This is a genomic window from Ruegeria sp. AA6, from assembly GCF_056542865.1.
Genome location: NZ_JBQGAN010000001.1, coordinates 204,722 through 224,993, shown reverse-complemented (window position 1 = coordinate 224,993; position 20,272 = coordinate 204,722). Strand labels below are relative to the sequence as shown.

Sequence of the window (20,272 nt, the reverse complement as noted above, 5' to 3'; positions counted from 1 at the left end):
TTAATTTTCCGGCATTGGCGGTGGCGTGTAACCATCCCATTTGCCGGCTTGAACCTTTTCAGAAGGCTCTTTTTCTTTTGAACGCGGTGCATTGATGTACTCGTCGCTCACAGCTGGTGGCAGAGCATATTCGTCAACACTCGCTTCCCGAACAACGATCTGATCCTTGGTTACGTTTATCACCTGTAGATCTCGCGCCAGCGTGAGCGGTCCATCGTATGTCGAACGGACACCTTCCAGGATTGCCTGATAGTTTTCGGGCGAAAGAACAGAGTGATATCCTAGGGCCATGCGTGGCTCGACAGCGGACATAACTTTGCCGAAAGCCGCAGGTTCCGTATGAACGCGCGTAGCTACATAAGTCGCCTGTTTCATGTCCCAGCCAAAATAAGGGGCTAGCGCATCCGGTGGCAGGAAGGCCTCGTGAGACGCGATGTCCGCCCCTTTGGCATATTCTACATACCATTTGTTCGGGTATGTATCGCCACCAAAGACGTATTTCAGCCCATTCCATTCTAGAGAGTAGCTTACCGAGCCATCTAGACTGTGGATCGCAGGCCAGGAACGGATAGTTACGTCGTTCTCCTGATAAACGATCTCGTTTTCCTGCATGTAATCGAATTCAGTGACTTCGAGCTTGGCGCCATCATCCGGCAGCGCCCCCGTACGTGTGGCCAAATCCCAAGCATAGGCTTTAGACATGCCCTCAACATAGGCTTTGGTGCCCAGTTCATCTTCTGATCCGGACGGGCCGAAGATGCGGAGCGGTGTATATCTCCCCGAAAGCCAACCTCCAACGTGGAGGCCCATGAAGTCTCCAACGTGATCAACATGCAAATGGCTGAAGAAGACCTTGTCGATCTTTGCGAAGTCCGGTCGCAGCGAGAACAGATTTCCCGTTGCGCCAGTTCCTACGTCAAACAGAAAGACGTCCCCATTCCCAAGTTCCACATAAAACGAAATCGAAACGGCTGCCTTGGTTTGGTTTGGCATCCCCGTCCCCAATGCCGTGATACGCATCTCATCCTCGCCGAGGATTTCAGTGTTGGGAAAGTAAGACGCGGGATATATACCGTTTTCGATTTCAGTGGCACTCCGACCCGTCGGCAAGGCGTTTTGCGCCGTGGCTGTGCCAGCCAGTGTCATGCCTAGCGCCAACAGTGTAGCGGTTGCGGATTTCATTAAACTATTCATTGATCCCCCCCTTTCAAAGCGAAGCCTCTAAAGAGAACACGACTTCGTGAACTTCTCGTTCACCATAGACATCTCTACGGTAAGTCCATAGACTACTCTATGTCAAATAAAGAATGCTGTAATCTGAATGTCAGAAACTGTCACCCGAGCCTCACCCAAAAACGCCGCGACCAAGGAAGACTGGATATTGCTGGCCTACAAAGTTCTCAACGAGGGCGGCGTTTCCGCGATAAAGGTCGTGCCAATGGCAAAGCGAATGAACCTGACAAGCGGCAGCTTTTATTGGCATTTCAAGAACGTCCGTGAGCTTTTGGATGAGGTTCTCAGATATTGGGAGCAGGAACTGACTGACAAAGTGATCACACAGGCAAAGACATTTGGCGGTCCCCCGGAAGACCGCATTCTTCTTCTCATGAAAAAGGTCATTGAAGAGGACGCCGCGTTGCCAGATCACGCTGTCTCAGTGTGGGCGAATACCGATGAGAAGGTAAGAGAAGCGTATCAAAGAACCATCGGCAAACGATTCCAGTTCGCCGCCTGGATGTTTGAACAGGCCGGGTTTTCGAAAGAAGAAGCGAAAGCGCGTGGAAGATTGATGGTTACTTCGCTAATGGGAGACTCTTCTACAGGTCTGAAAGCGCAAGGTGATTGGGAAAAGGTTATAGAGCGGGAACATGCAATTCTTGTCGGAAAGTAGAAGAAAGAACAAGAAAGTTGCCCTGCATTGTAAGTTTGCTCGAAATGGACAGCCAGTTTTTAATTGCCCTGTAGAAACAGCTCACGCAACAATGCCAGAAGCCGACGTTAAGTCTGTGACCATCAAGGTCCGCTTCGTCCCGCATCTGAATTGTCGGGCCTTTCTGCGGCGAAAGAGCGGTTTGAGACTTGCGCTTCGTCGCGGCTTTCAGTGACCGCTTTGGCGACATCTTCTGCAACAGCAAATACATCGTGCTGCGACTGCGAGGTCATGCTGCACCAGCGAAGGTTAAAATCCAAGGTCGAGATTGTCCCGTAAACCTGATCTTCATCCCTCCCCTCGTACCAGCACATCTAGCATTCCCGAAATATCCTCGATCTCGTCCGCGATTACATGGGTCACCGAATGCGCCCGCTGCATCCGCCCCGTGACCCGTAGTAGCCGTCCCGATATCACCGCGCGGCGGAAACGTTCGTAGATTTTACGCCAGACCACCACGTTTACGATACCGGTCTCATCCTCGAGCGTGACAAAGATCACCCCCTTGGCCGTCCCCGGCCTCTGCCGCAGGATGACCAGCCCGGCCACGGTCACTCGCGCACCTTCGGGCGGATCGTCCAGCCGATTGGCCGGCAGGCAGGCTGGCGGGCGCGGCCAGCTATCGTTATGCGAAGTGGGGTGAACAGGGGCAACAAGCATGAGAACAAAAATAGAACATGCGGCAGGAAAGTCCAGACGCGGCGTGAGGAGTCGCAAATGAGGCTGGAAAGACCTAAATGCCTCCACTAAGGAAGAAACCGACAATCGAAAAAGGAAGACGCACGCAATGGCAAAGATCACCTATGTCGAGCATGGCGGTACCGAACACACAGTTGAAGTCGCCAATGGGCTGACTGTCATGGAAGGGGCCCGCGACAACAACATCCCCGGCATCGAAGCCGATTGCGGCGGCGCCTGCGCCTGTTCGACCTGCCACGTCTATCTTCACCCCGACTGGGTCGAGAAAGTCCCGGCCAAGGACGACATGGAAGAGGACATGCTGGACTTTGCCTATGAGCCAGACCCCGCACGCTCGCGCCTGACCTGCCAAATCAAGGTCACGGATGAGCTGGACGGTCTGGTCGTACAGATGCCCGAAAAACAGATCTGATGATCCCCAAAGCGCCGCACCTGCCCGCCCGCATGTGGCAATGTCGGGCACGCGGCGCGCTGCTGGCGTTGAGCGTGTGGTTAGTCGACGCAGTCCCTGTCGTAGCCAAAGACACCGTCATACGCGCCCATTTCACAAATACGACCACACGCTACGCCCATGGTGTCTTGGGGGATTTTGTTGAATATGGTGGGCTGGAAATGAGGATCGAAAACACCTCTTCACAAGATTTACTCCGCTTGCAACCGGTATACGAATGGACAACGCAGTCCGTTCGGCTACCCCCGGATCGTGTCTTTGAAGACCTAGAGCCGCGCCTCGTCGATGTGAACCTAGATGGCACAAACGAAGTCATTGTGGTCGAATCCAGCGCACATGAAGGCGCCCAACTCGCCATCTACAATGCGCGCGGTGAAAAAATCGCCGCAACACCTCACATCGGCACGCGTTTCCGCTGGCTCGCCCCTGTTGGCGCTGCCGATCTGGATGGCGACGGCTATGTAGAAATCGCTTATGTCGACCGCCCGCATCTGGCCAAGACCCTGCGCATTTGGCGCTTCGAGGATGGTGACCTGACCGAGATCGCCAGTTTACCTGACCTGACCAATCACCGCATCGGTGAAGACTTCATCACCGGCGGAATCAGAGACTGTGGAACCGGCCCTGAACTGATCGTCGTCAGCGCCGATTGGCAGAAAGTGGTCAGCGTCCGGCACGACGGAGATTGGAAAACGCGAAACTTGTCCCCGTTTAGCCGCAAAGCAATGAAACAAGCTTTGACCTGCTCAAACTAGGCCCAACCGCAGCCCGCACCAGCGGGCTGCCCGGCCCAAGGCCTTTGGCGTCGCATCTTTGATGCGGCGTCAGGGCGCGGGAGCCTTTGTATTAAAGCGCCCGCCAACCGATGTCGCGGCGGAAGAACCCATCCGGCCAATCGATACCATCAACTGCTTCATAGGCCCGATCCCGCGCTTCCTGCAGCGTGTCACCACGTGCGGTGACGTTCAGAACACGCCCGCCCGATGCCACTATGTGACCACCCGAAGATTTGGTGCCCGCATGGAACACCATATTCGCGCTGTCCTCCGGCAGCCCTTCGAGGCCGCCAATCACGCTACCCTTTTCATAGGAACCCGGATAGCCATTCGCTGCCATCACAACCGTTAAAGCATGATCATCCGCCCAGTTCACGCGCGCTTGACCCAATCGTCCTTCGGCAGCGGCATGCATTAGGTCCATCGCCTGAGCGCCAAGACGCATCATAAGAACCTGGCATTCCGGATCACCAAAACGCACGTTGTATTCCACCAGACGGGGCTGACCCTCCTTGATCATCAACCCGGCATAAAGAACACCCTGAAACGGCATGCCACGGCGTTTCATTTCGGCAACCGTTGGCTTGATGATCTCTTCCATCGCGCGCCGTTCGACCTTGGCGCTCAGAACCGGTGCGGGGGAATACGCCCCCATACCGCCAGTGTTCAGCCCGGTATCGCCGTCGCCAACACGCTTGTGGTCCTGCGCAGTACCGATGGACAGGATGTCCTCGCCGTCACATAGCACAAAAAGCGAAGCTTCTTCGCCGTCCATGAACTCTTCGACGACCACTTCGGCCCCGGCTCCGCCAAAAGCGCCGCCGAACATATCGTCGATAGCCTCAAGCGCGGTTTGCTCGTCCATCGCCACGATCACGCCTTTGCCCGCTGCCAGACCATCAGCCTTGACCACAATCGGCGCGCCTTGCTCGCGGATATAGGCCCTCGCCGGTTCGGCCTCGGTGAACCGTGCGTAATCTGCGGTGGGTGCACCCGACGCATCACAGATTTCCTTAGTAAAGCTTTTTGATGCTTCCAACTGCGCTGCAGCCGCAGACGGCCCGAACACCAGCACACCCGCTTCACGCAAACGATCCGCAACTCCGGCCGCCAATGGGGCTTCGGGGCCAACGATCACGAAATCAATCGCATTCTCTTCGGCAAAGCTCACCACGGCCCCACCGTTCTCGATATCCAGTGCGGCACAATCAGCGATCTGTGCGATCCCGGCATTACCCGGCGCAACAATCAGCCGGTCACACTTGGGGTTCTGCATCACTGCCCAGGCCAGGCTGTGTTCCCGCCCACCACTGCCGAGAATGAGGATATTCATGAATGCACTCCGATCTGCTTGGCCTCGCTTGCCGGGCGTTCTAAGCTGGCCGGGCATTTGACACAAGGCGCTGAAATGTCCGACCTGCTAGACGACCCCATTCCCGGCCAAAACACCCCTGAATATACAGTTTCGGACATCTCGGGAGAGGTGAAGCGAACGCTTGAAGGTACGTTTGGGCGAATCCGCGTGCGCGGCGAGGTCGGGCGCGTGTTCAAGGCACGGTCGGGTCATCTTTACTATGACATCAAGGATGACCGGAACGTACTGGCATGCACCACATGGAAGGGCCAGATTTCGGGTCTGTCGGTGGTCCCGGAAGAAGGGTTGGAAGTGGTCGTGACCGGTCGCCTGACCGCATTCGGCGCACAGTCCAAATACAACCTGAATGTCGACGAGGTCGCCGTCGCCGGGCAAGGCGCGCTGATGGCCCTGCTGGAAAAGCGCAAAAAACAGCTTGAGGCTGAAGGACTGTTCGCTCCTGAACGCAAGAAACCTCTGCCTTACCTCCCTCAGATCATTGGCGTAGTGACGTCACCCTCGGGCGCAGTGATCCGCGATATTCTGCATCGCTTACGCGACCGGTTTCCGCGCAAAGTGCTGATTTGGCCGGTGGCCGTTCAGGGCTCGAACTGCGCACCCGAAGTTGCCAGTGCAATCGAAGGTTTCAACAAGCTGACACCCGGAGGGGCTCTGCCTCGCCCTGACCTGATAATTGTCGCCCGAGGAGGTGGGTCGATAGAAGACCTATGGGGGTTTAACGAAGAAGTCGTGGCGCGGGCTACCGCAGCGTCGGACATCCCTCTGATTTCAGCCGTGGGACATGAAACCGATACTACGCTGATCGACTTCGTTTCAGACCGCCGCGCACCAACACCAACCGCCGCCGCCGAGCTGGCCGTGCCTGTACGGATGGAACTGTTAGCCTGGACCGGAGAGCAAGGCGCGCGATTGTCCCGCGCGGCGACCGACGCAGTTCAACGAAGATCGCAGCGACTGCGCGACCTGTCCCGCGCGTTGCCACGCCCTGACAGCCTGTTGAACACGCCGCGCCAACGGCTTGATTTGATTGCTGACCGCCTGACGCCCGCCCTGGAGCGCGGCGTTCAAAATCGCCACTTGCAGGTTGTAAAACTGTCCGCCCATTTGCGCCCTTCGACCCTACGCAACCTCGTCTCAAGTGGTCAGGAAGCCGTACGAAACCTGTCCTCTCGCCTCTCGTTACGCCCAATTCAGCGCGAAATCGAAGTGCAGGGCCAAACCGTCTCCCGTCTGGCTGAACGTATGAACGTGGCCCAGGCAACGCGACTTGATCGGATGCGGCAAGGGTTGGACGCCACCGACCGGTTGCGCGAAACTCTTAGCTATAAGGCAACGTTGCAACGGGGATATGCCGTTGTGCGCGCAGACGATCAGGTGGTGACAACAAAGGAACAGGCCGCAAAACACAGCGCGCTCGAGATCGAATTTACCGACGGCGTTCTGATGACCGGTCAATCCGTCGCCGCTCGAGCGACCCCCAAGCAAGCCACCAAAAAGGACGCACCGGATCAGGGTTCACTATTCTAATAGTGGCCTAAACCCCAATGTCCGGTCCGTAACACACCATCTCTTCGTCGATATCTTCGGCTTCGTAGAGTTCGGTCTGGGCCGGGTCACCCTCAAATTGCGCAATCAAACCATCGCCTGACCGAGTGAAAACCCAGCACTGGGGGTCCAGCCGGTCTTCGTAGATGAAACAGATCAGATCCCCCTGTTCGTACCACAAACCTTCTTTGCAATTGCCGTCCAGAAATGACCAGATCACCCGGCGATTTGGCAGATACCGTTCAACTCCGTACACTTGCCCCTGAAATCCATAGAACAGAGTTTTTCCACGCGTGTATTCGTCGAATTCCGAGCCGGTCAGCGCTGTCTGAGCCGATGCTGAAGAAATCGGCAGCAATAGAAGAATCGCAAGATATCTAAGCATAACCTCATTGTGTCAGATGCTTCTGCCCGACGCCAACCACCATTTCCTGAACATCACCTGCCTCAACATCACCGGTTGAGGTGCAACAACAAAGCGGCACAAGCTAATGAAAACCGGGAGGAAATCATGGAAACAGCATTCTTCTGGCTCGCGGCAGCATGCGCTTTGGCCTATTTACCCCTGTCGCCACGCCCAGCCAATGCTTTACGGTCTGCTCTCAAGACCGCGTCCGTCGCCATTCTGGCCGTGATCGCCGCTCTTAACTCTGCTCCGTTCTTCCTGATCCTCGCCCTCGGCCTTTGCGCCATTGGCGATGCGCTGCTCTCGCGCGAGACGGATCGCACCTTCATTGCAGGCGTCGGCGCATTCGCTGCAGGGCATCTGGCGTACATCGCCCTGTTCCTGTCCTACCCCAGCAGCGACCTTGCACTGATCTTTGAAAAGCCTGATTATTTCTGGTCACTCATCATTCTCGGCATCGTCGCTGCCACCGTTCTGGCCCCACGCGCCCGAGACCTCAAAGTGCCTGTGCTGGGCTATATTCCGATCATCCTGGGCATGGGCGTGACCGTTCTGGCCGTTCCCGATACCGGAGCCCTGCGATGGGCTTTGCCTGCTGCTCTGGCCTTCATCGCCTCTGATCTAATACTTGCGACCGAGAAGTTTCTGCTGCCCCCGGATCATCCCACCCAAAAGATCACACCCTATCTGGTCTGGGTGCTTTATTGGGGCGCACAGGCCGGTTTGCTGATCGCGTTTCTCTGACCCTTTGCAACTGCCGCAAATCCGCATTAGGTGAGGGGAACACCTGCGGAGACCAAAAATGGCGTTTTTCTCAAAGCTCAAGGACAAGCTGTTCAAATCCTCGTCCCGCCTCGAACAGGGGCTTGAGGCCATTGTCGAAGATGGCGGTGAGGAAACGACCACACCTGACCCGATCATCCCCGAGCCAGAGCCGCAGCCTGAACCTGTGCCAGAAGTCCCCCAACCGGTGCCGGAAGTGCCGGAACCCGCGCCAGCGCCGCAACCGGTTGAAGTACCTGAACCTGCACCTGCTGACCCGACACCAGCGCCACCGCCGCCCGAAGCAACCCCGTCCAAAGGGGTCCTGGGCCGCCTGTTCGGCCGCAGCGAAAGCAAAACCGCTATCCGCCGCACGCTGGATGACGACATGCTGGAGCAGCTCGAAGAACTGCTGATCGCATCGGACATGGGTGTTGATACCGCCCTGCGCGTCACCGCCAACATGGCCGAGGGTCGCTATGGGCGCAAACTCTCGACCCAGGAAATCAAACAGCTTCTGGCACAGGAAGTTGCGCGCGTGATGGAGCCGGTGGCCAAGCCGCTGCCCATCTACCCCAAACGCCCGCAAGTGGTGCTGGTTGTCGGCGTCAACGGCTCGGGCAAGACCACCACAATCGGCAAACTCGCCAGCCAGTTCAAAGCTGCTGGCAAAAAAGTCGTTATCGCCGCCGGAGATACCTTCCGCGCTGCCGCCGTTGAACAACTGCAAGTCTGGGGTGAACGCGCGGGTGTACCCGTTCTGACGGCTCCCGAAGGCTCAGACCCCGCCAGCCTCGCCTTCGATGCGTTGACCAAAGCGCAAGAAGACGGTGCAGACCTTCTGATGTTCGACACCGCTGGTCGCTTGCAGAACCGCACCGACCTGATGGAGGAACTTGCCAAAATCGTCCGCGTCATCCGCAAGGTGGACGAAACCGCGCCGCATAACACCCTGCTGGTGCTGGACGCCACCACAGGTCAAAACGCACTCAGCCAAGTGGAAACCTTCCGCAATCTGGCCGATGTTTCGGGCCTCGTGATGACCAAACTCGACGGCACGGCCAAGGGCGGCGTCCTGGTGGCACTGGCCGACAAGTTCGGCCTGCCGATCCACGCCATCGGCGTCGGAGAGCAAATCGACGACCTCGCCCCCTTCGACCCCGAAGAATTCGCCGCCGCCCTCACTGGTCTGGGCCAAAGCTGATCCGCCTCTTCATCTGGCTAAAAATACCTTCCGGGGGTCTGGGGGTGGAAAACCCCCAGCCTCTCCATTCAGCGAAAAGATCTGACACTTGAGCGACTGGCTGATCTCACTCGAAGGCACGAACGCAGGCCACCAGCTCGCCCTCGGGCTTGCCCTTATGGCTGCCTTCCTGCACGCGGTTTTCGGGGCTTTGCAGAAAGGCCGCCACGACCCGTGGCTTTCGCGCGGGGCTATCGACGCCAGCTATTGCCTAATGGCCGCCCCGTTTGCTTTGTTTGTCGTGCCGTGGCCGGAACCCTACATGTGGCCGATCTTCGCCGTCGTCTGGCTGATCCACATCGCTTATAAAATCCTGCAGGCGATGGCCTACACAAAGGGCTCCTACACCGTCGTATATCCGGTTGTTCGGGGCACAGGCCCTCTGTTCACTGTCATCGGCGCCTACCTGCTATTTGGCGAGACATTTTCTGGCACTCAATGGTTTGGCGTGGCCGTTCTGCTTACAGGTATCTTCGGGCTGGCCGCCTACAATTTCCGCTTTCTCGAGACCAACCGTGAAACGCTGGGCATTGCACTTTTTCTGGCCGTGGCCACCGGTCTTTTCGTGGCGCTCTACACGACCTATGACGCCTATGGCATCCGCGCCACTGCTGACCCGTTCACCTTTCTGGCCTGGTTCTTCATGATCGACGGCGCCGCCATGCCATTCTACGCCTTCCTCAGATGGCGGGCCATGATCAACCGCCCGGCTATCGGACCTTTGATGCTGCGCGGGTTGGCAGGCGGCATCATCGCCCCCATGTCTTTCGGAGCGATCATGCTGGCTACAAGGCTGGACAAAGTTGGCGAAGCCGCCGTTCTGCGCGAAACTTCGACGGTCTTTGCGGCATTGATCGGATGGCTTGTGTTAAAGGAAACCGTCGGCCCCAGACGGATCGCGCTGATGGCATTGATTGCACTCGGCGCTGTAATAGTTGAAATGGGCGGGTAAGCAGCAGGAAGAACCGATGACAGGTAAAAAAGAGATCAACCCGTTTCTGAAACAGGTGCTGGAGCTTGGCCCCCCGCTGGCCTTCTTCTTCATCTACCTGCGGTTACGTGATGACAGTTTTCTGATCGGTGGCACCGAGTATTCCGGCTTTATCGTCGCCACCATTTTGTTCGTCCCGCTGATGCTGGCCGCAATGGGCATCCTCTGGTACCTGACCGGCAAACTCAGCCGGATACAGATTTTTACCGCGATCATGGTCATCTTCTTCGGTGGCCTGACCGCCTGGTTCAACGATGAGCGGTTTTTCAAGATGAAAACCACATTGGTTTACGGATTTTTCTCGATCATGCTGGGCATCGGCCTGCTGCAAGGCAAATCCTACCTCGCCTATATTCTGGATGAGATGCTACCGATGCGCCACGAGGGTTGGATGATCTTGACCCGCCGCCTATGCGGGTGTTTTGCAGTCCTCGCCATTGCCAATGAATTTGTCTGGCGGACGATGTCGACTGATCATTGGGTCAAGATCGAAACCTTCGCGTTCCCAATTGCACTGATGGCGTTTCTGATGTTGCAATTCAATCTGCTGCAAAATTACATGGACGATCCCGACCGCCAGTAAGAATACCCCAATCGGGATGCTCACCCTATGGGTTTAGAAGGTTTTGCGCCAGTTCCCGGCCAGATTGCTCAATAAATTAGACAAAAACCTTGGCTAAACGCCGAAGCTGTGGAAAGTTGTGTCACCACTCACAGTCGGAGAACCCGATACCTATGAAGGCTTTCCCAGACAGCGGCTTTCTGTCCGAGGCATCCGACGGATTGAAGGCCATGCTTTCCGCTCAGGCGACCGAGATTTCCTTGGAGCGCGGCGAGGTTCTGTTTGAACAAGGTGACGAAGGCGACGCTCTGTTTGCTATTTTGGAAGGCACGCTTGAGGTATCCTTTCTTGCCATGAGTGGCCGCAAGCTTTCTTTAACCCTGATGCGGCCCGGAGAAGTCTTTGGTGAAATCGCCTTGTTTGACAGCGGCCCCCGGACCGCCACCATCGCTGCGGCCGAACCCTCCCGCGTGTTACGCGTGCGGCAAGGCGACGTGATGGAACAGATTCAGCAGCACCCCGAACTGGCCGTTGATCTGATCCGGCTGGCAGGATTGCGCATGCGATGGATGGGTTCGCAACTGAACGAGCAGGTTTTCCTACCGATGCCGATCCGACTGGCGCGCAAACTATTGCATTTGTCCAAACTGCAGGACGACCCCTCGACAAGGATCACCCTATCCCAAAGCGAACTGGCCGAATTCGTCGGCGCCACACGCGAAGCGGTGTCCAAAACGATTTCCACCTGGAAGCGCGACAATGTTGTCGAGGCCTCTCGGGGCGGGATCCTGATTCAGGACTTTGAGGCCCTTAAAGCACTGGCTGAATCCGATCTTATCTGACCCGCTGTGACCTGCTTCACAGACCGTGGGCAGCATCAGGCCTAACCTCGTACATGTTACCGTAGGAGGTCAGAGAATCATCCCCGATATCTGTCCACTGACCTCTCCCTGTATCAGAGCCACGCGCCTCCCCGGTGTGTGGCTCATTTCCTCGCAGCACAAAAAAGGCCGGGGCGAACGACCCGGCCTTTTGATTTTTTCTACGTATAGGCTACTCGCCCAGGCTCAGCGCCACAAATCGCGGTTCGCCGCCCCGACGCACCAATAGCAACAATGACTTTCGCCCAGCTTCACGCGCTTCTTCCATACGCGCCTCGAGATCTTCGATCGAGCTTACCTTTTGCTGGCCGGCTTCGGTGATCAGATCACCGGCGCGCAGACCTTTTGAAAAGGCTTCCGACGATTCATCAACCTCGGTCACCACCAAGCCTTCGGCGTCCGCGTCCAAACCAAGATCCGACCGCAACGTGTCAGTCAGCGGCGATATCGTCAGACCCAGAATATCAGCATTCTCATCAGCTGGTGCTTCGGGTGCATCCTCATCACCTTCTTCGGCACGCTCGGCATCCTCGCGGCGCCCCAGCGTCACTAGTACTGTCTGGGTGCCGCCATCGCGGTGCACCACAACGCGGACCGATTTGCCGACCGTGGTCTCACCCACCTGACGTACCAGACCACGTGTGTCTTCGACTTCGACACCATCAAAGCTGAGGATCACGTCCCCGGCCAGCAAACCGGCGTCCTTTGCCGGCCCGTCCGGGACGTCGCTGATCAGCGCACCGCCCGGCTTTTCAAGCCCCATCGCCTCGGCCATGTCCTCGGTCACGTCCTGAATCCGTACACCCAGCCAGCCACGGCGGGTCTCACCAAACTCGCGCAACTGGTCGACAACTTTGATGACAACGTTTGAGGCCATCGAGAAACCGATCCCGATCGAACCGCCATTGGGTGACAGGATCGCAGTGTTCACGCCGATCACTTCACCATCCATGTTGAACAGCGGACCGCCCGAGTTGCCCCGGTTGATCGCAGCGTCGGTCTGGATGTAGTCGTCATACGATCCGCTCAAAGCCCGGTTGCGGGCCGAAACGATGCCGGCCGATACCGAAAATCCTTGACCCAGCGGGTTGCCCATGGCGATCACCCAATCGCCCACGCGCGCGATGTCGCTGTCACCGAATTTTACATATTGCAGCGGCCCCGTGGCCTCGACCTTGAGCAATGCAATATCTGTTTTTTCATCCGTGCCGATCACCTTGGCGGGCAGTTCCTTTTTGGGCTGACCGTCGCCGGGGAAGAATTCCACCAGAATTTCATCCGCTTCTGCGATGACGTGATTGTTGGTGACGATATAGCCGTCCTCGGAAATCACAAATCCAGAGCCCAGCGCGTTACTACGGCGCGGGCGGTTGCCGTCTTCACCGTTGCGATCCTGAAACTCGCGAAAGAAATCTTCGAACGGAGAGCCCTCGGGCACGATCCCCTGTGGACCCGTCTGCCCTTCGATCAAGGTCGAAGTGGTGATATTCACCACTGCCGGGCTGATCTTTTCGGCCAGAGGGGCCAGACTTTCACCCCGCGCCTGTGCGGCAACGGTTTGGGCCAATACAAGTAGCATCCCCGCAAAGGCCAGCCACATCAGCCGCATGAAACCAACACCATCGTCCCTCGGGACGGAAATACTGCGTGCTTGTGCCTGCACTTGGGAACTCCTTGTCGACAATTCTTGTGCGGTTGCCCCTCAGCAACCTTTCTTAAAGACCAATGTAGTCAGTTTGATCAAACGAGCAACTCGGGATCGCGAGGAATTCACCGGCAATTGAAATCATCACACTAAAACCCAAGCTGATAGGCACCCCACAGCAGCACCAGACCACTGACCACGCACAGAAGACCCATCAGCCGCAGCGCCTGTTCCGGCAATGACCGCAGGGCTTCAAGCATGCGCTCAATAAGCGAAGGGGCCAGCGCGTAGGCCAGCCCCTCGACAATCAGTACCAGCCCAAGGGCCAGAAGGATCATCCCCATTACTGGGATGCCTGCCCGGTGGGCGATTTCAGGTAGTTGAAGAACTCCGAATCCGGGCTCAACACCATCGAACTGTTGCTGCCGCCCAGCGCGCGTTCATACGCAGAAAGCGAGCGATAGAACTCGAAGAACTCCGGGTCTTTGCCGAAGGCTTCGGCGAAGATCGCGTTGCGTTCGGCATCAGCCTCACCGCGAATGATCTCAGCCTCGCGGTTGGCATCCGAGACCAGTTCAACCACGGTCCGGTCGGCTTGCGCGCGGACACGCTGCGCGGCCTCGTTACCACGGGCGCGTTCGTCGGTCGCCTCACGTTCACGTTCAGCTTTCATCCGGTCGAAGGTCGCTTCGAGGTTGGCTTGAGGCAGATCGGTTGCCTTTAGACGCACGTCGATCACGTTGACGCCTAGCGCCTGCGCTTCGGCAATTGCGCTGTTTCGGATACGCAGCATCAGCGCGGCACGGTCCGAGCTGAGAATATCGCGGGACGAAACCGAACCCAGAACTTCGCGGGTTTCAGCGCGCAGGATACGGTCCAGACGATCTTCGGCCACCGGAATACCGCCTACACCCACGGCTTGGCGGAACCTGTTCAGATCGGAAATCCGGTAACGAGCGAAGGCGTCAACCACCAGACGACGGTCATCCAGAGGTGTCACCTCCAGCGGCTGAACATCGATCGACAGGATGCGGTCATCATAGCGAACCACTTCCTGAATCAGCGGAATCTTGAAAGCCAGACCGGGATCTTCTTTCACGGCAACAACGCGGCCAAACTGCAGAACCAACGCGCGTTCACGCTCGTCCACAATAAAGATCGAAGACAGACCGACAACGCCCAGTATCACAACGATAATGAGAAGAATGGGTGATTTACGCATCAGTTGCTCTCCTCGGCCTGATTGCGGCGCAGCTCGTTCAGCGGCAGATAAGGCACGACGCCCTGCCCCGAACCGGTCGAGTTTTCGTCCAGAATGATCTTATCCACGTCACCCAGAACCTGCTCCATCCGTTCCAGATAGAGGCGTTTACGGGTCACATCCGGCGCTTTGGAGTATTCTTCCAGAACCGCACTAAAGCGGCTGGCTTCACCCTGAGCGCTGTTGATCTGTTGGGCGCGATAGGCTTCTGCTTCTTCCAGAACCTGCGCGGCTTCACCACGCGCTTCCGCAAGCACACGGTTGGCGTAGGCATCAGCCACGTTCTGCAGACGGTCACGTTCCTGCGCGGCGGCCTGAACGTCGCGGAACGCGGCAATCACGTCCTGCGGCGGGTCGGCTTTGTCGAAGTTCACGCGAACGATGTTGATGCCCGAGTCGTAGCTATCCATTGTCGACTGGATCAGCTCTTGCAGGCGTTCTGCGATGATACCACGATCCCGGTTCAGGATCGGGGCCAGTTCGCTTTGCGCGATGATCTCACGCATCGCCGATTCCGACACGGCGCGGATCGTCTGGCGCGGATCTCGCAGGTTGAACAAGAACTTGGCCGGATCATTGATGTTCCAAACGACCTGATAGTCGATGTCGACAACGTTTTCGTCGCCGGTCAGCATCAGGCCATCATCACTACCGCGTGCGCCGCCCATATCCTCGGTCTGTTCGCGAGTGACCGGGATGACCTCTGCGGTCACGAAGGGCCACGGGGCAAAGTTCAGACCTGGATTACCGACGGCCGAGAACTCACCCAGAAACAGCTCAACCGACTGCTCTTCGGGTTTCACAGTATAGAAGCTGGCCGCACCCCAAAGCACGGCTGCAACGACCACACCGATCAGAATCGTGCCCTTGGTAAAGATGGGACCACCCCCACCTGAACCCTGACCGCCACCACGGCCTGAACCGCCGCGACCGCCCATCAGAACGCGCAGCTGTTCCTGGCCTTTCTTCATCAGCTCATCGATCTCGGGGATCTGCGGGCCGTCGCCTTCGGGGGGCTTGCGCCCATCCCCGTTGTTACCCCGATTTCCTCCGCCGCCGGAAGAGCCTCCGCCCCCCCAGGGGCCACCGCTGTTGCCCGCCATATGTATCTATTCCCTTGTGTTGGACCGTGTGATCACGGGTTCCCTTGTAACTTGTGTGTTCGCAGTTGCAAATCAAGCAGTGCGAACAGGTTGCCGCATTGTCACCAGTTCTTCGGCCATGACCGGGTGAACGGCGACGGTACGGTCAAAATCTTCCTTGGTTGCGCCCATCTTTACGGCAATGCCTGCAAGCTGGATCATCTCGCCCGCGCCGGGCGCAACGATATGACATCCCAGCACCTTGCGGGTCGCCTGACTGACGATCAGTTTCATCAGAACTCGCTGAGTTCCGCCTGCAAAGGCCTTTTGCATAGGTTTGAATGAGGTTGCATAAACCTCGATCGGTTCCTGCGCCGCCGCGTCCTCTTCGCTGAGGCCCACGGTACCGAATTCCGGCTGAGTGAAGATCGCGGTTGGGATCAGTTCATGATCCACTGGTGTCGGGTTGCCTTTGAAGACGGTCTCGACAAAGGCCATGCCCTCGCGGATCGCCACAGGCGTCAGGTTCACGCGGTCGGTCACATCACCGATGGCATAGATCGAAGGCACGCCGGTCTGGCTGTATTCGTCCACGATGATCTCACCCTTGCGGCCACGTTCGACGCCAACAGCCTCAAGCCCCAGATTATCGGCGTTGGGGACGCGGCCGGTGGCGTACATGACCACGTCGAACAGCTGTTCGGAGCCATTGGTGGCCTTGACCCAGATCTTGTCGCCCTGCTTTTTCATCTCAAGCACATTGGTGCCCAGATGCAGATCAACGCCGTTCTGGCACATTTCTTCGCTGATCAGACCGCGCGCCTCTTCGTCGAACCCGCGCAGGATTTGCGCGCCACGATAGAACTGAGTGGTCTTCACACCCATTCCGTTCATGATCCCCGCGAACTCGCTGGCAATGTAACCGCCACCGACGATCAGGATGCTTTCCGGCAGCTGTTCCAGATGGAAAATCTCGTTCGATGTAATCGCCAGTTCCGAGCCCGGAAACTCGGGCACAACCGGGCGGCCACCGGTGGCAATCAGAATGTGCTTGGCTGTCTTGCGAGTGCCATCGGCCAATTCGACCGTGTGGGCATCCACAATATGCGCGCGCTGATCAAAGCTCTCGACGCCGTTATTTTTCAGGATATTGCGGTAAATACCCTCTAGCCTGTCCAGTTCCGCCACCAGCTTGCCGTGGAACGTATTCCAGTTCAAAGCACCGGGCTGAATGTCCCACCCGTATGCCTGCGCATCATCAACCATGCCGGAAAACTCGCTGGCGAAAACCATCAACTTCTTCGGCACACAGCCCCGAATGACGCAGGTCCCGCCATAGCGGTCCTCTTCGGCCAGCGCCACCTTGGCACCGTTTTCGCCCGCCGCCACACGCGCCGCGCGGACCCCGCCCGAGCCGCCTCCGATGACGAACAGATCATAGTCAAAGCTCATAGTATTTCCCGTCATTGTTCTGATTGGGGTGAAATTCAGCAACCCTCAGATAAGGTTTACTTCCCGAGTTGCAATTCACTCCGCGTTGAAGATTGACCCGCCATGGCAAACGGACATGTGAAGCGCTACCTCTTGCTCTCATTTTCCTGACATGCGGCATTTGGCACCCGGAACGCTCGTTAATCCGCCAAATCCGAAAACAGGTTGTCGCCGCCTTCGATCAGTTGGTCCAATTCAGAAGTGCCTGCGTTGATGTCGCGCAGTTCGACCCGACCATCGCCATAGCCGATCAAAACTTTGTCACAGATATCAATAAACAAACCGTTCTCGACCACACCAGGCACCTGATTGAGTACCAGAGCAAGTTGCCGCGCATTGCCGATACGCTGCAGATGCAGATCAAGAATGTGGTTCCCTTCATCCGTCACAAAAGGCGCTTCGCCATTCATCCGAAGCATAGCCGAGGTGCCCAGCACATCCATCGTGTCCAGCGCCTCTTCGATAAGGGTGCGGGTGGTCTGCCAGCCGAAAGGGATGACTTCGACCGGCAAAGGGAACGCACCCAGCGTCTCCACTTCTTTCCCGGCGTCGGCAATAACGATCATCTGGTCACTGGCCGTAGCGACGATCTTCTCCTGCAGATGTGCACCGCCACCGCCTTTAATAAGGTTCAACTCACTGTCAAACTCGTCTGCGCCGTCTATTGTCAGGTCCAGCCAACCGGCTTGATCAAGCGAGATTACCTCGATCCCGACCTCCCGGGCCAATTGCGCAGTGCGGGTCGAGGTCGGTACAGCTTTGATCCGCAGACCTTCGTCCTGCGCACGCTCACCAAGGCGTCGCACCATCCAAGACGCGGTCGAACCTGTACCCAGCCCAACGCGCATCCCATCCTCAACCATGTCGGCCGCGCGGCGTGCGGCAGCATATTTGGCCTTTTCGATGGGCGGCAGATCTCGGGTCATGGCAGCGTTTCCCTGTATAACTGCGGGACTTATACGAAATGCGCCCGCCAACTGCGAGTGCCAATTCAGTCTGTTTCCTCGCAAACATGTGACGAAAATACGCGTTTCCGATTGGAAACGTCGCAATCAATACTTCCACCCCTGCGGACGCGATATAAGTATCAGACATGACCGCGCCCTACCGTTTGCACTATGCCCCCGATAACGCCTCTCTGGTTATCAGATTGGTGTTGGAAGAAATGGGCCTGCCCTATGAAACCGTTCTGGTCGATCGCCGCCAGAACGAGCAAGACAGCGCGGCCTACAGGGTGTTGAACCCAAATGGGTTGATACCGGTACTGGACACCCCGCAGGGGCCGATTTTTGAAACGGCAGCCATTCTGCTGTGGTTGGCTGACACGCACGGACAATTGGCGCCCGCCCAAAACAGCCCTGATCGGGCAGCGTTTCTGAAATGGCTGTTCTTTGCTTCGAACACCTTGCACGCCGATCTGCGCATCCTGTTTTACGCCGAGAAATACATCGACGCAGCGCAAGCTGAATCCTTGCGTTCCGGCATCCGCGTGCGCCTGCGTCAGCATCTGCGCGTGTTAGAGGCCGAAGCGCTGCGCGCGCCGACCTGGCTGAACGCGGATCAACCGTCGGTTTTAACCTACTACTTGGCTTGCCAAATGCGCTGGATGGCGCTGTACCCTGCCCAATCTGACCGCAGTTGGTTTCAATTGGCGGACACCCCCAACCTGCAGTCGATCCTGACCCGGCTGGAATCGCGGCCAGCGACTCAAACGGCCATCGCGTCCGAGGGCTTGGGGGTTACACCATTCATCGCTCCGAGATACGCTACACCTAAAGAAGGCTCAGCTACCTGATATGTTCCTATCTGTTTTCGATATGTTCAAAGTGGGCATCGGCCCGTCCTCATCTCATACAATGGGTCCAATGGTTGCGGCCGCGCGGTTCCTGGACATGATGCGCGCATCTCCGTTCGAATTTGCCGGGCTGCGCGGATCGTTGCACGGGTCTCTGGCCTTTACCGGCGTTGGTCACGCGACCGACCGTGCCACCATACTGGGGCTGGCCGGGTTCGTGCCCGATACCTATGACAACGATAAGGCCGAGGCCGCGCTGGCCGAGATCGCAGCGACGCATACCGTGACGCCCGAGGGCCTGCCGACGCTACAGTTCGACCCCAAGGCCGACCTTGTCTTTGACTACGAACACAACCTGCCCGGCCATGCGAACGGCATGATCCTTATGGCCACCGACGCGCAGGGCGACGTAATCCTGCGGCAGGTCTATTACTCGATTGGCGGCGGCTTCGTTCTGACCGAAGAGGAACTGGCCGAAGGCAAGGCGACAGATGAAGGTGACCCGGTCCCCTTCCCCTTCAAGTCGGCGGTTGAGATGCTTGAGATGGCTAAGTCCAGCGGCAAAAACATCGCTGAGATGAAACGCGCCAATGAAATCTCGCGTGGCTGTGCGGATAGTTTCGCCAAGGGTTCGGCTCGGCTGTGGCAAGTCATGAATGATTGCATCGAACGTGGCCTAACTACCGACGGCATCTTGCCCGGCGGTCTGAAAGTGCGCCGTCGCGCCAAAGGTATTCACGACGCATTGCAGGCCGAGCGTGGTATGAACCTGAACGCCCCGCACACGATCAATGACTGGATGAGCGTTTATGCCATGGCCGTGAACGAGGAAAACGCGGCAGGCGGTCAGGTTGTAACGGCGCCCACAAATGGCGCGGCGGGTGTATTGCCGGCAGTACTGCGATACTACCTCGACCACGTGCCGGGCGCATCGGAAAACCATATCGAGGATTTCCTGCTGACCGCCGCCGCAATCGGCGGGCTGGTCAAATACAACGCCTCAATCTCAGGTGCCGAAGCAGGTTGTCAGGCCGAGGTCGGCAGCGCGTCAGCCATGGCCGCGGCAGGATTGTGCGCCGTGATGGGCGGTACGCCAGAGCAGGTTGAAAATGCCGCTGAAATCGCTCTGGAGCATCATCTGGGCATGACATGTGACCCGGTCGCCGGGTTGGTACAGGTGCCCTGTATCGAACGCAACGGGCTCGGTGCAATCAAGGCGGTCTCGGCGGCCTCACTTGCATTGCGCGGAGACGGCCAGCATTTCGTCCCGCTGGATTCCGTGATTGAGACCATGCGCCAAACCGGTCACGATATGCATGAGAAATACAAAGAAACATCTTTGGGCGGATTGGCGGTAAACATCCCCAATTGCTGACG

21 protein-coding genes are annotated in these 20,272 nt (G+C 57.5%); 11 read left to right on the top strand and 10 right to left on the bottom strand.

Annotated elements, in window-relative coordinates; all coding sequences use genetic code 11:
* Positions 1–1,194, bottom strand: coding sequence for a guanitoxin biosynthesis MBL fold metallo-hydrolase GntH (gene gntH / locus ACR0LN_RS01030; protein ID WP_480427099.1), 1,194 nt, complete (start codon positions 1,192–1,194; stop codon positions 1–3).
* A gap of 187 nt (positions 1,195–1,381) precedes the next feature.
* On the opposite strand from gntH, the gene ACR0LN_RS01025 reads away from it, so the two are divergent.
* Positions 1,382–1,891 (top strand): TetR/AcrR family transcriptional regulator, encoded by a 510-nt coding sequence (locus ACR0LN_RS01025; protein WP_480427097.1) that lies wholly within the window; start codon positions 1,382–1,384, stop codon positions 1,889–1,891.
* A gap of 327 nt (positions 1,892–2,218) precedes the next feature.
* On the opposite strand, the gene ACR0LN_RS01020 is transcribed toward ACR0LN_RS01025, so the two are convergent.
* A complete protein-coding gene (locus tag ACR0LN_RS01020; protein WP_480427095.1) occupies positions 2,219–2,590 on the bottom strand; it encodes an OB-fold nucleic acid binding domain-containing protein in 372 nt (123 codons plus the stop codon).
* Between the two features lie 127 nt (positions 2,591–2,717).
* On the opposite strand from ACR0LN_RS01020, the gene ACR0LN_RS01015 reads away from it, so the two are divergent.
* Complete coding sequence (locus ACR0LN_RS01015) at positions 2,718–3,041, top strand: 2Fe-2S iron-sulfur cluster-binding protein (RefSeq protein ID WP_480427094.1); 324 nt, start codon at positions 2,718–2,720, stop codon at positions 3,039–3,041.
* Entirely contained in the window at positions 3,041–3,835 is a 795-nt protein-coding gene (locus ACR0LN_RS01010; protein WP_480427092.1) for an FG-GAP repeat domain-containing protein, read from the top strand. Before ACR0LN_RS01015 ends, ACR0LN_RS01010 begins: the two co-directional genes overlap by 1 nt.
* A 91-nt stretch (positions 3,836–3,926) precedes the next feature.
* Here the strand turns inward: ACR0LN_RS01010 and purD are convergent, their stop codons facing one another.
* Positions 3,927–5,189, bottom strand: a complete 1,263-nt coding sequence (gene purD, locus ACR0LN_RS01005; RefSeq protein ID WP_480427090.1) for a phosphoribosylamine--glycine ligase — start codon at positions 5,187–5,189, stop codon at positions 3,927–3,929.
* A 75-nt stretch (positions 5,190–5,264) separates the two neighbouring features.
* Here purD and xseA point away from each other — a divergent pair, with 75 nt between their 5' ends.
* Positions 5,265–6,758, top strand: coding sequence for an exodeoxyribonuclease VII large subunit (gene xseA, locus ACR0LN_RS01000; RefSeq protein ID WP_480427088.1), 1,494 nt, complete (start codon positions 5,265–5,267; stop codon positions 6,756–6,758).
* Between the two features lie 7 nt (positions 6,759–6,765).
* Here xseA and ACR0LN_RS00995 read toward each other — a convergent pair whose 3' ends face one another.
* Positions 6,766–7,161 carry a hypothetical protein gene (locus tag ACR0LN_RS00995; protein ID WP_480427086.1) on the bottom strand — a complete coding sequence of 132 codons (396 nt, stop codon included), beginning with the start codon at positions 7,159–7,161 and terminating at the stop codon, positions 6,766–6,768.
* Positions 7,162–7,287: 126 nt separating this feature from the next.
* Here ACR0LN_RS00995 and ACR0LN_RS00990 point away from each other — a divergent pair, with 126 nt between their 5' ends.
* The 5 genes from ACR0LN_RS00990 (at position 7,288) to ACR0LN_RS00970 (ending at position 11,582) form a co-directional block, all read left to right on the top strand.
* Entirely contained in the window at positions 7,288–7,926 is a 639-nt protein-coding gene (locus ACR0LN_RS00990) for a lysoplasmalogenase family protein (RefSeq protein ID WP_480427085.1), read from the top strand.
* A gap of 58 nt (positions 7,927–7,984) precedes the next feature.
* The gene (gene ftsY / locus ACR0LN_RS00985) at positions 7,985–9,148 is read left to right on the top strand and encodes a signal recognition particle-docking protein FtsY (RefSeq protein ID WP_480427084.1); all 1,164 of its coding nucleotides are present in this window, start codon (positions 7,985–7,987) and stop codon (positions 9,146–9,148) included.
* Positions 9,149–9,236: 88 nt separating this feature from the next.
* Positions 9,237–10,139, top strand: coding sequence for an EamA family transporter (locus ACR0LN_RS00980; protein WP_480427082.1), 903 nt, complete (start codon positions 9,237–9,239; stop codon positions 10,137–10,139).
* Between the two features lie 16 nt (positions 10,140–10,155).
* Positions 10,156–10,761, top strand: a complete 606-nt coding sequence (locus tag ACR0LN_RS00975) for an inner membrane-spanning protein YciB (protein ID WP_480427080.1) — start codon at positions 10,156–10,158, stop codon at positions 10,759–10,761.
* 152 nt (positions 10,762–10,913) lie between these two features.
* On the top strand, positions 10,914–11,582 hold the full coding sequence (locus tag ACR0LN_RS00970; RefSeq protein ID WP_480427078.1) for a Crp/Fnr family transcriptional regulator: 669 nt from the start codon (positions 10,914–10,916) through the stop codon (positions 11,580–11,582).
* Positions 11,583–11,793: 211 nt separating this feature from the next.
* On the opposite strand, the gene ACR0LN_RS00965 is transcribed toward ACR0LN_RS00970, so the two are convergent.
* From ACR0LN_RS00965 to rpiA, 6 genes are all read right to left on the bottom strand, one after another.
* Entirely contained in the window at positions 11,794–13,230 is a 1,437-nt protein-coding gene (locus ACR0LN_RS00965) for a DegQ family serine endoprotease (protein WP_480427679.1), read from the bottom strand.
* Between the two features lie 185 nt (positions 13,231–13,415).
* Positions 13,416–13,610, bottom strand: a complete 195-nt coding sequence (locus ACR0LN_RS00960) for a DUF2065 domain-containing protein (RefSeq protein WP_480427077.1) — start codon at positions 13,608–13,610, stop codon at positions 13,416–13,418.
* Entirely contained in the window at positions 13,610–14,488 is an 879-nt protein-coding gene (gene hflC, locus ACR0LN_RS00955) for a protease modulator HflC (protein ID WP_480427075.1), read from the bottom strand. Before hflC ends, ACR0LN_RS00960 begins: the two co-directional genes overlap by 1 nt.
* Positions 14,488–15,630 carry an FtsH protease activity modulator HflK gene (gene hflK, locus ACR0LN_RS00950; protein ID WP_480427074.1) on the bottom strand — a complete coding sequence of 381 codons (1,143 nt, stop codon included), beginning with the start codon at positions 15,628–15,630 and terminating at the stop codon, positions 14,488–14,490. The genes hflC and hflK overlap by 1 nt, the downstream gene beginning before the upstream one ends.
* Positions 15,631–15,702: 72 nt before the next feature.
* A complete protein-coding gene (gene gor, locus ACR0LN_RS00945) occupies positions 15,703–17,061 on the bottom strand; it encodes a glutathione-disulfide reductase (RefSeq protein WP_480427072.1) in 1,359 nt (452 codons plus the stop codon).
* A 179-nt stretch (positions 17,062–17,240) separates the two neighbouring features.
* Positions 17,241–18,026: a ribose-5-phosphate isomerase RpiA gene (gene rpiA, locus ACR0LN_RS00940; RefSeq protein WP_480427069.1), complete on the bottom strand. Its 786-nt coding sequence runs from the start codon at positions 18,024–18,026 to the stop codon at positions 17,241–17,243.
* A 167-nt stretch (positions 18,027–18,193) separates the two neighbouring features.
* Between rpiA and ACR0LN_RS00935 the strand changes: the two genes are divergently transcribed.
* Together ACR0LN_RS00935 and ACR0LN_RS00930 are read left to right on the top strand one after the other, a co-directional pair.
* The gene (locus ACR0LN_RS00935) at positions 18,194–18,895 is read left to right on the top strand and encodes a glutathione S-transferase family protein (protein WP_480427067.1); all 702 of its coding nucleotides are present in this window, start codon (positions 18,194–18,196) and stop codon (positions 18,893–18,895) included.
* Position 18,896: 1 nt separating this feature from the next.
* Positions 18,897–20,270, top strand: a complete 1,374-nt coding sequence (locus ACR0LN_RS00930; RefSeq protein ID WP_480427066.1) for an L-serine ammonia-lyase — start codon at positions 18,897–18,899, stop codon at positions 20,268–20,270.
* The last annotated feature ends 2 nt before the right edge of the window (positions 20,271–20,272 follow it).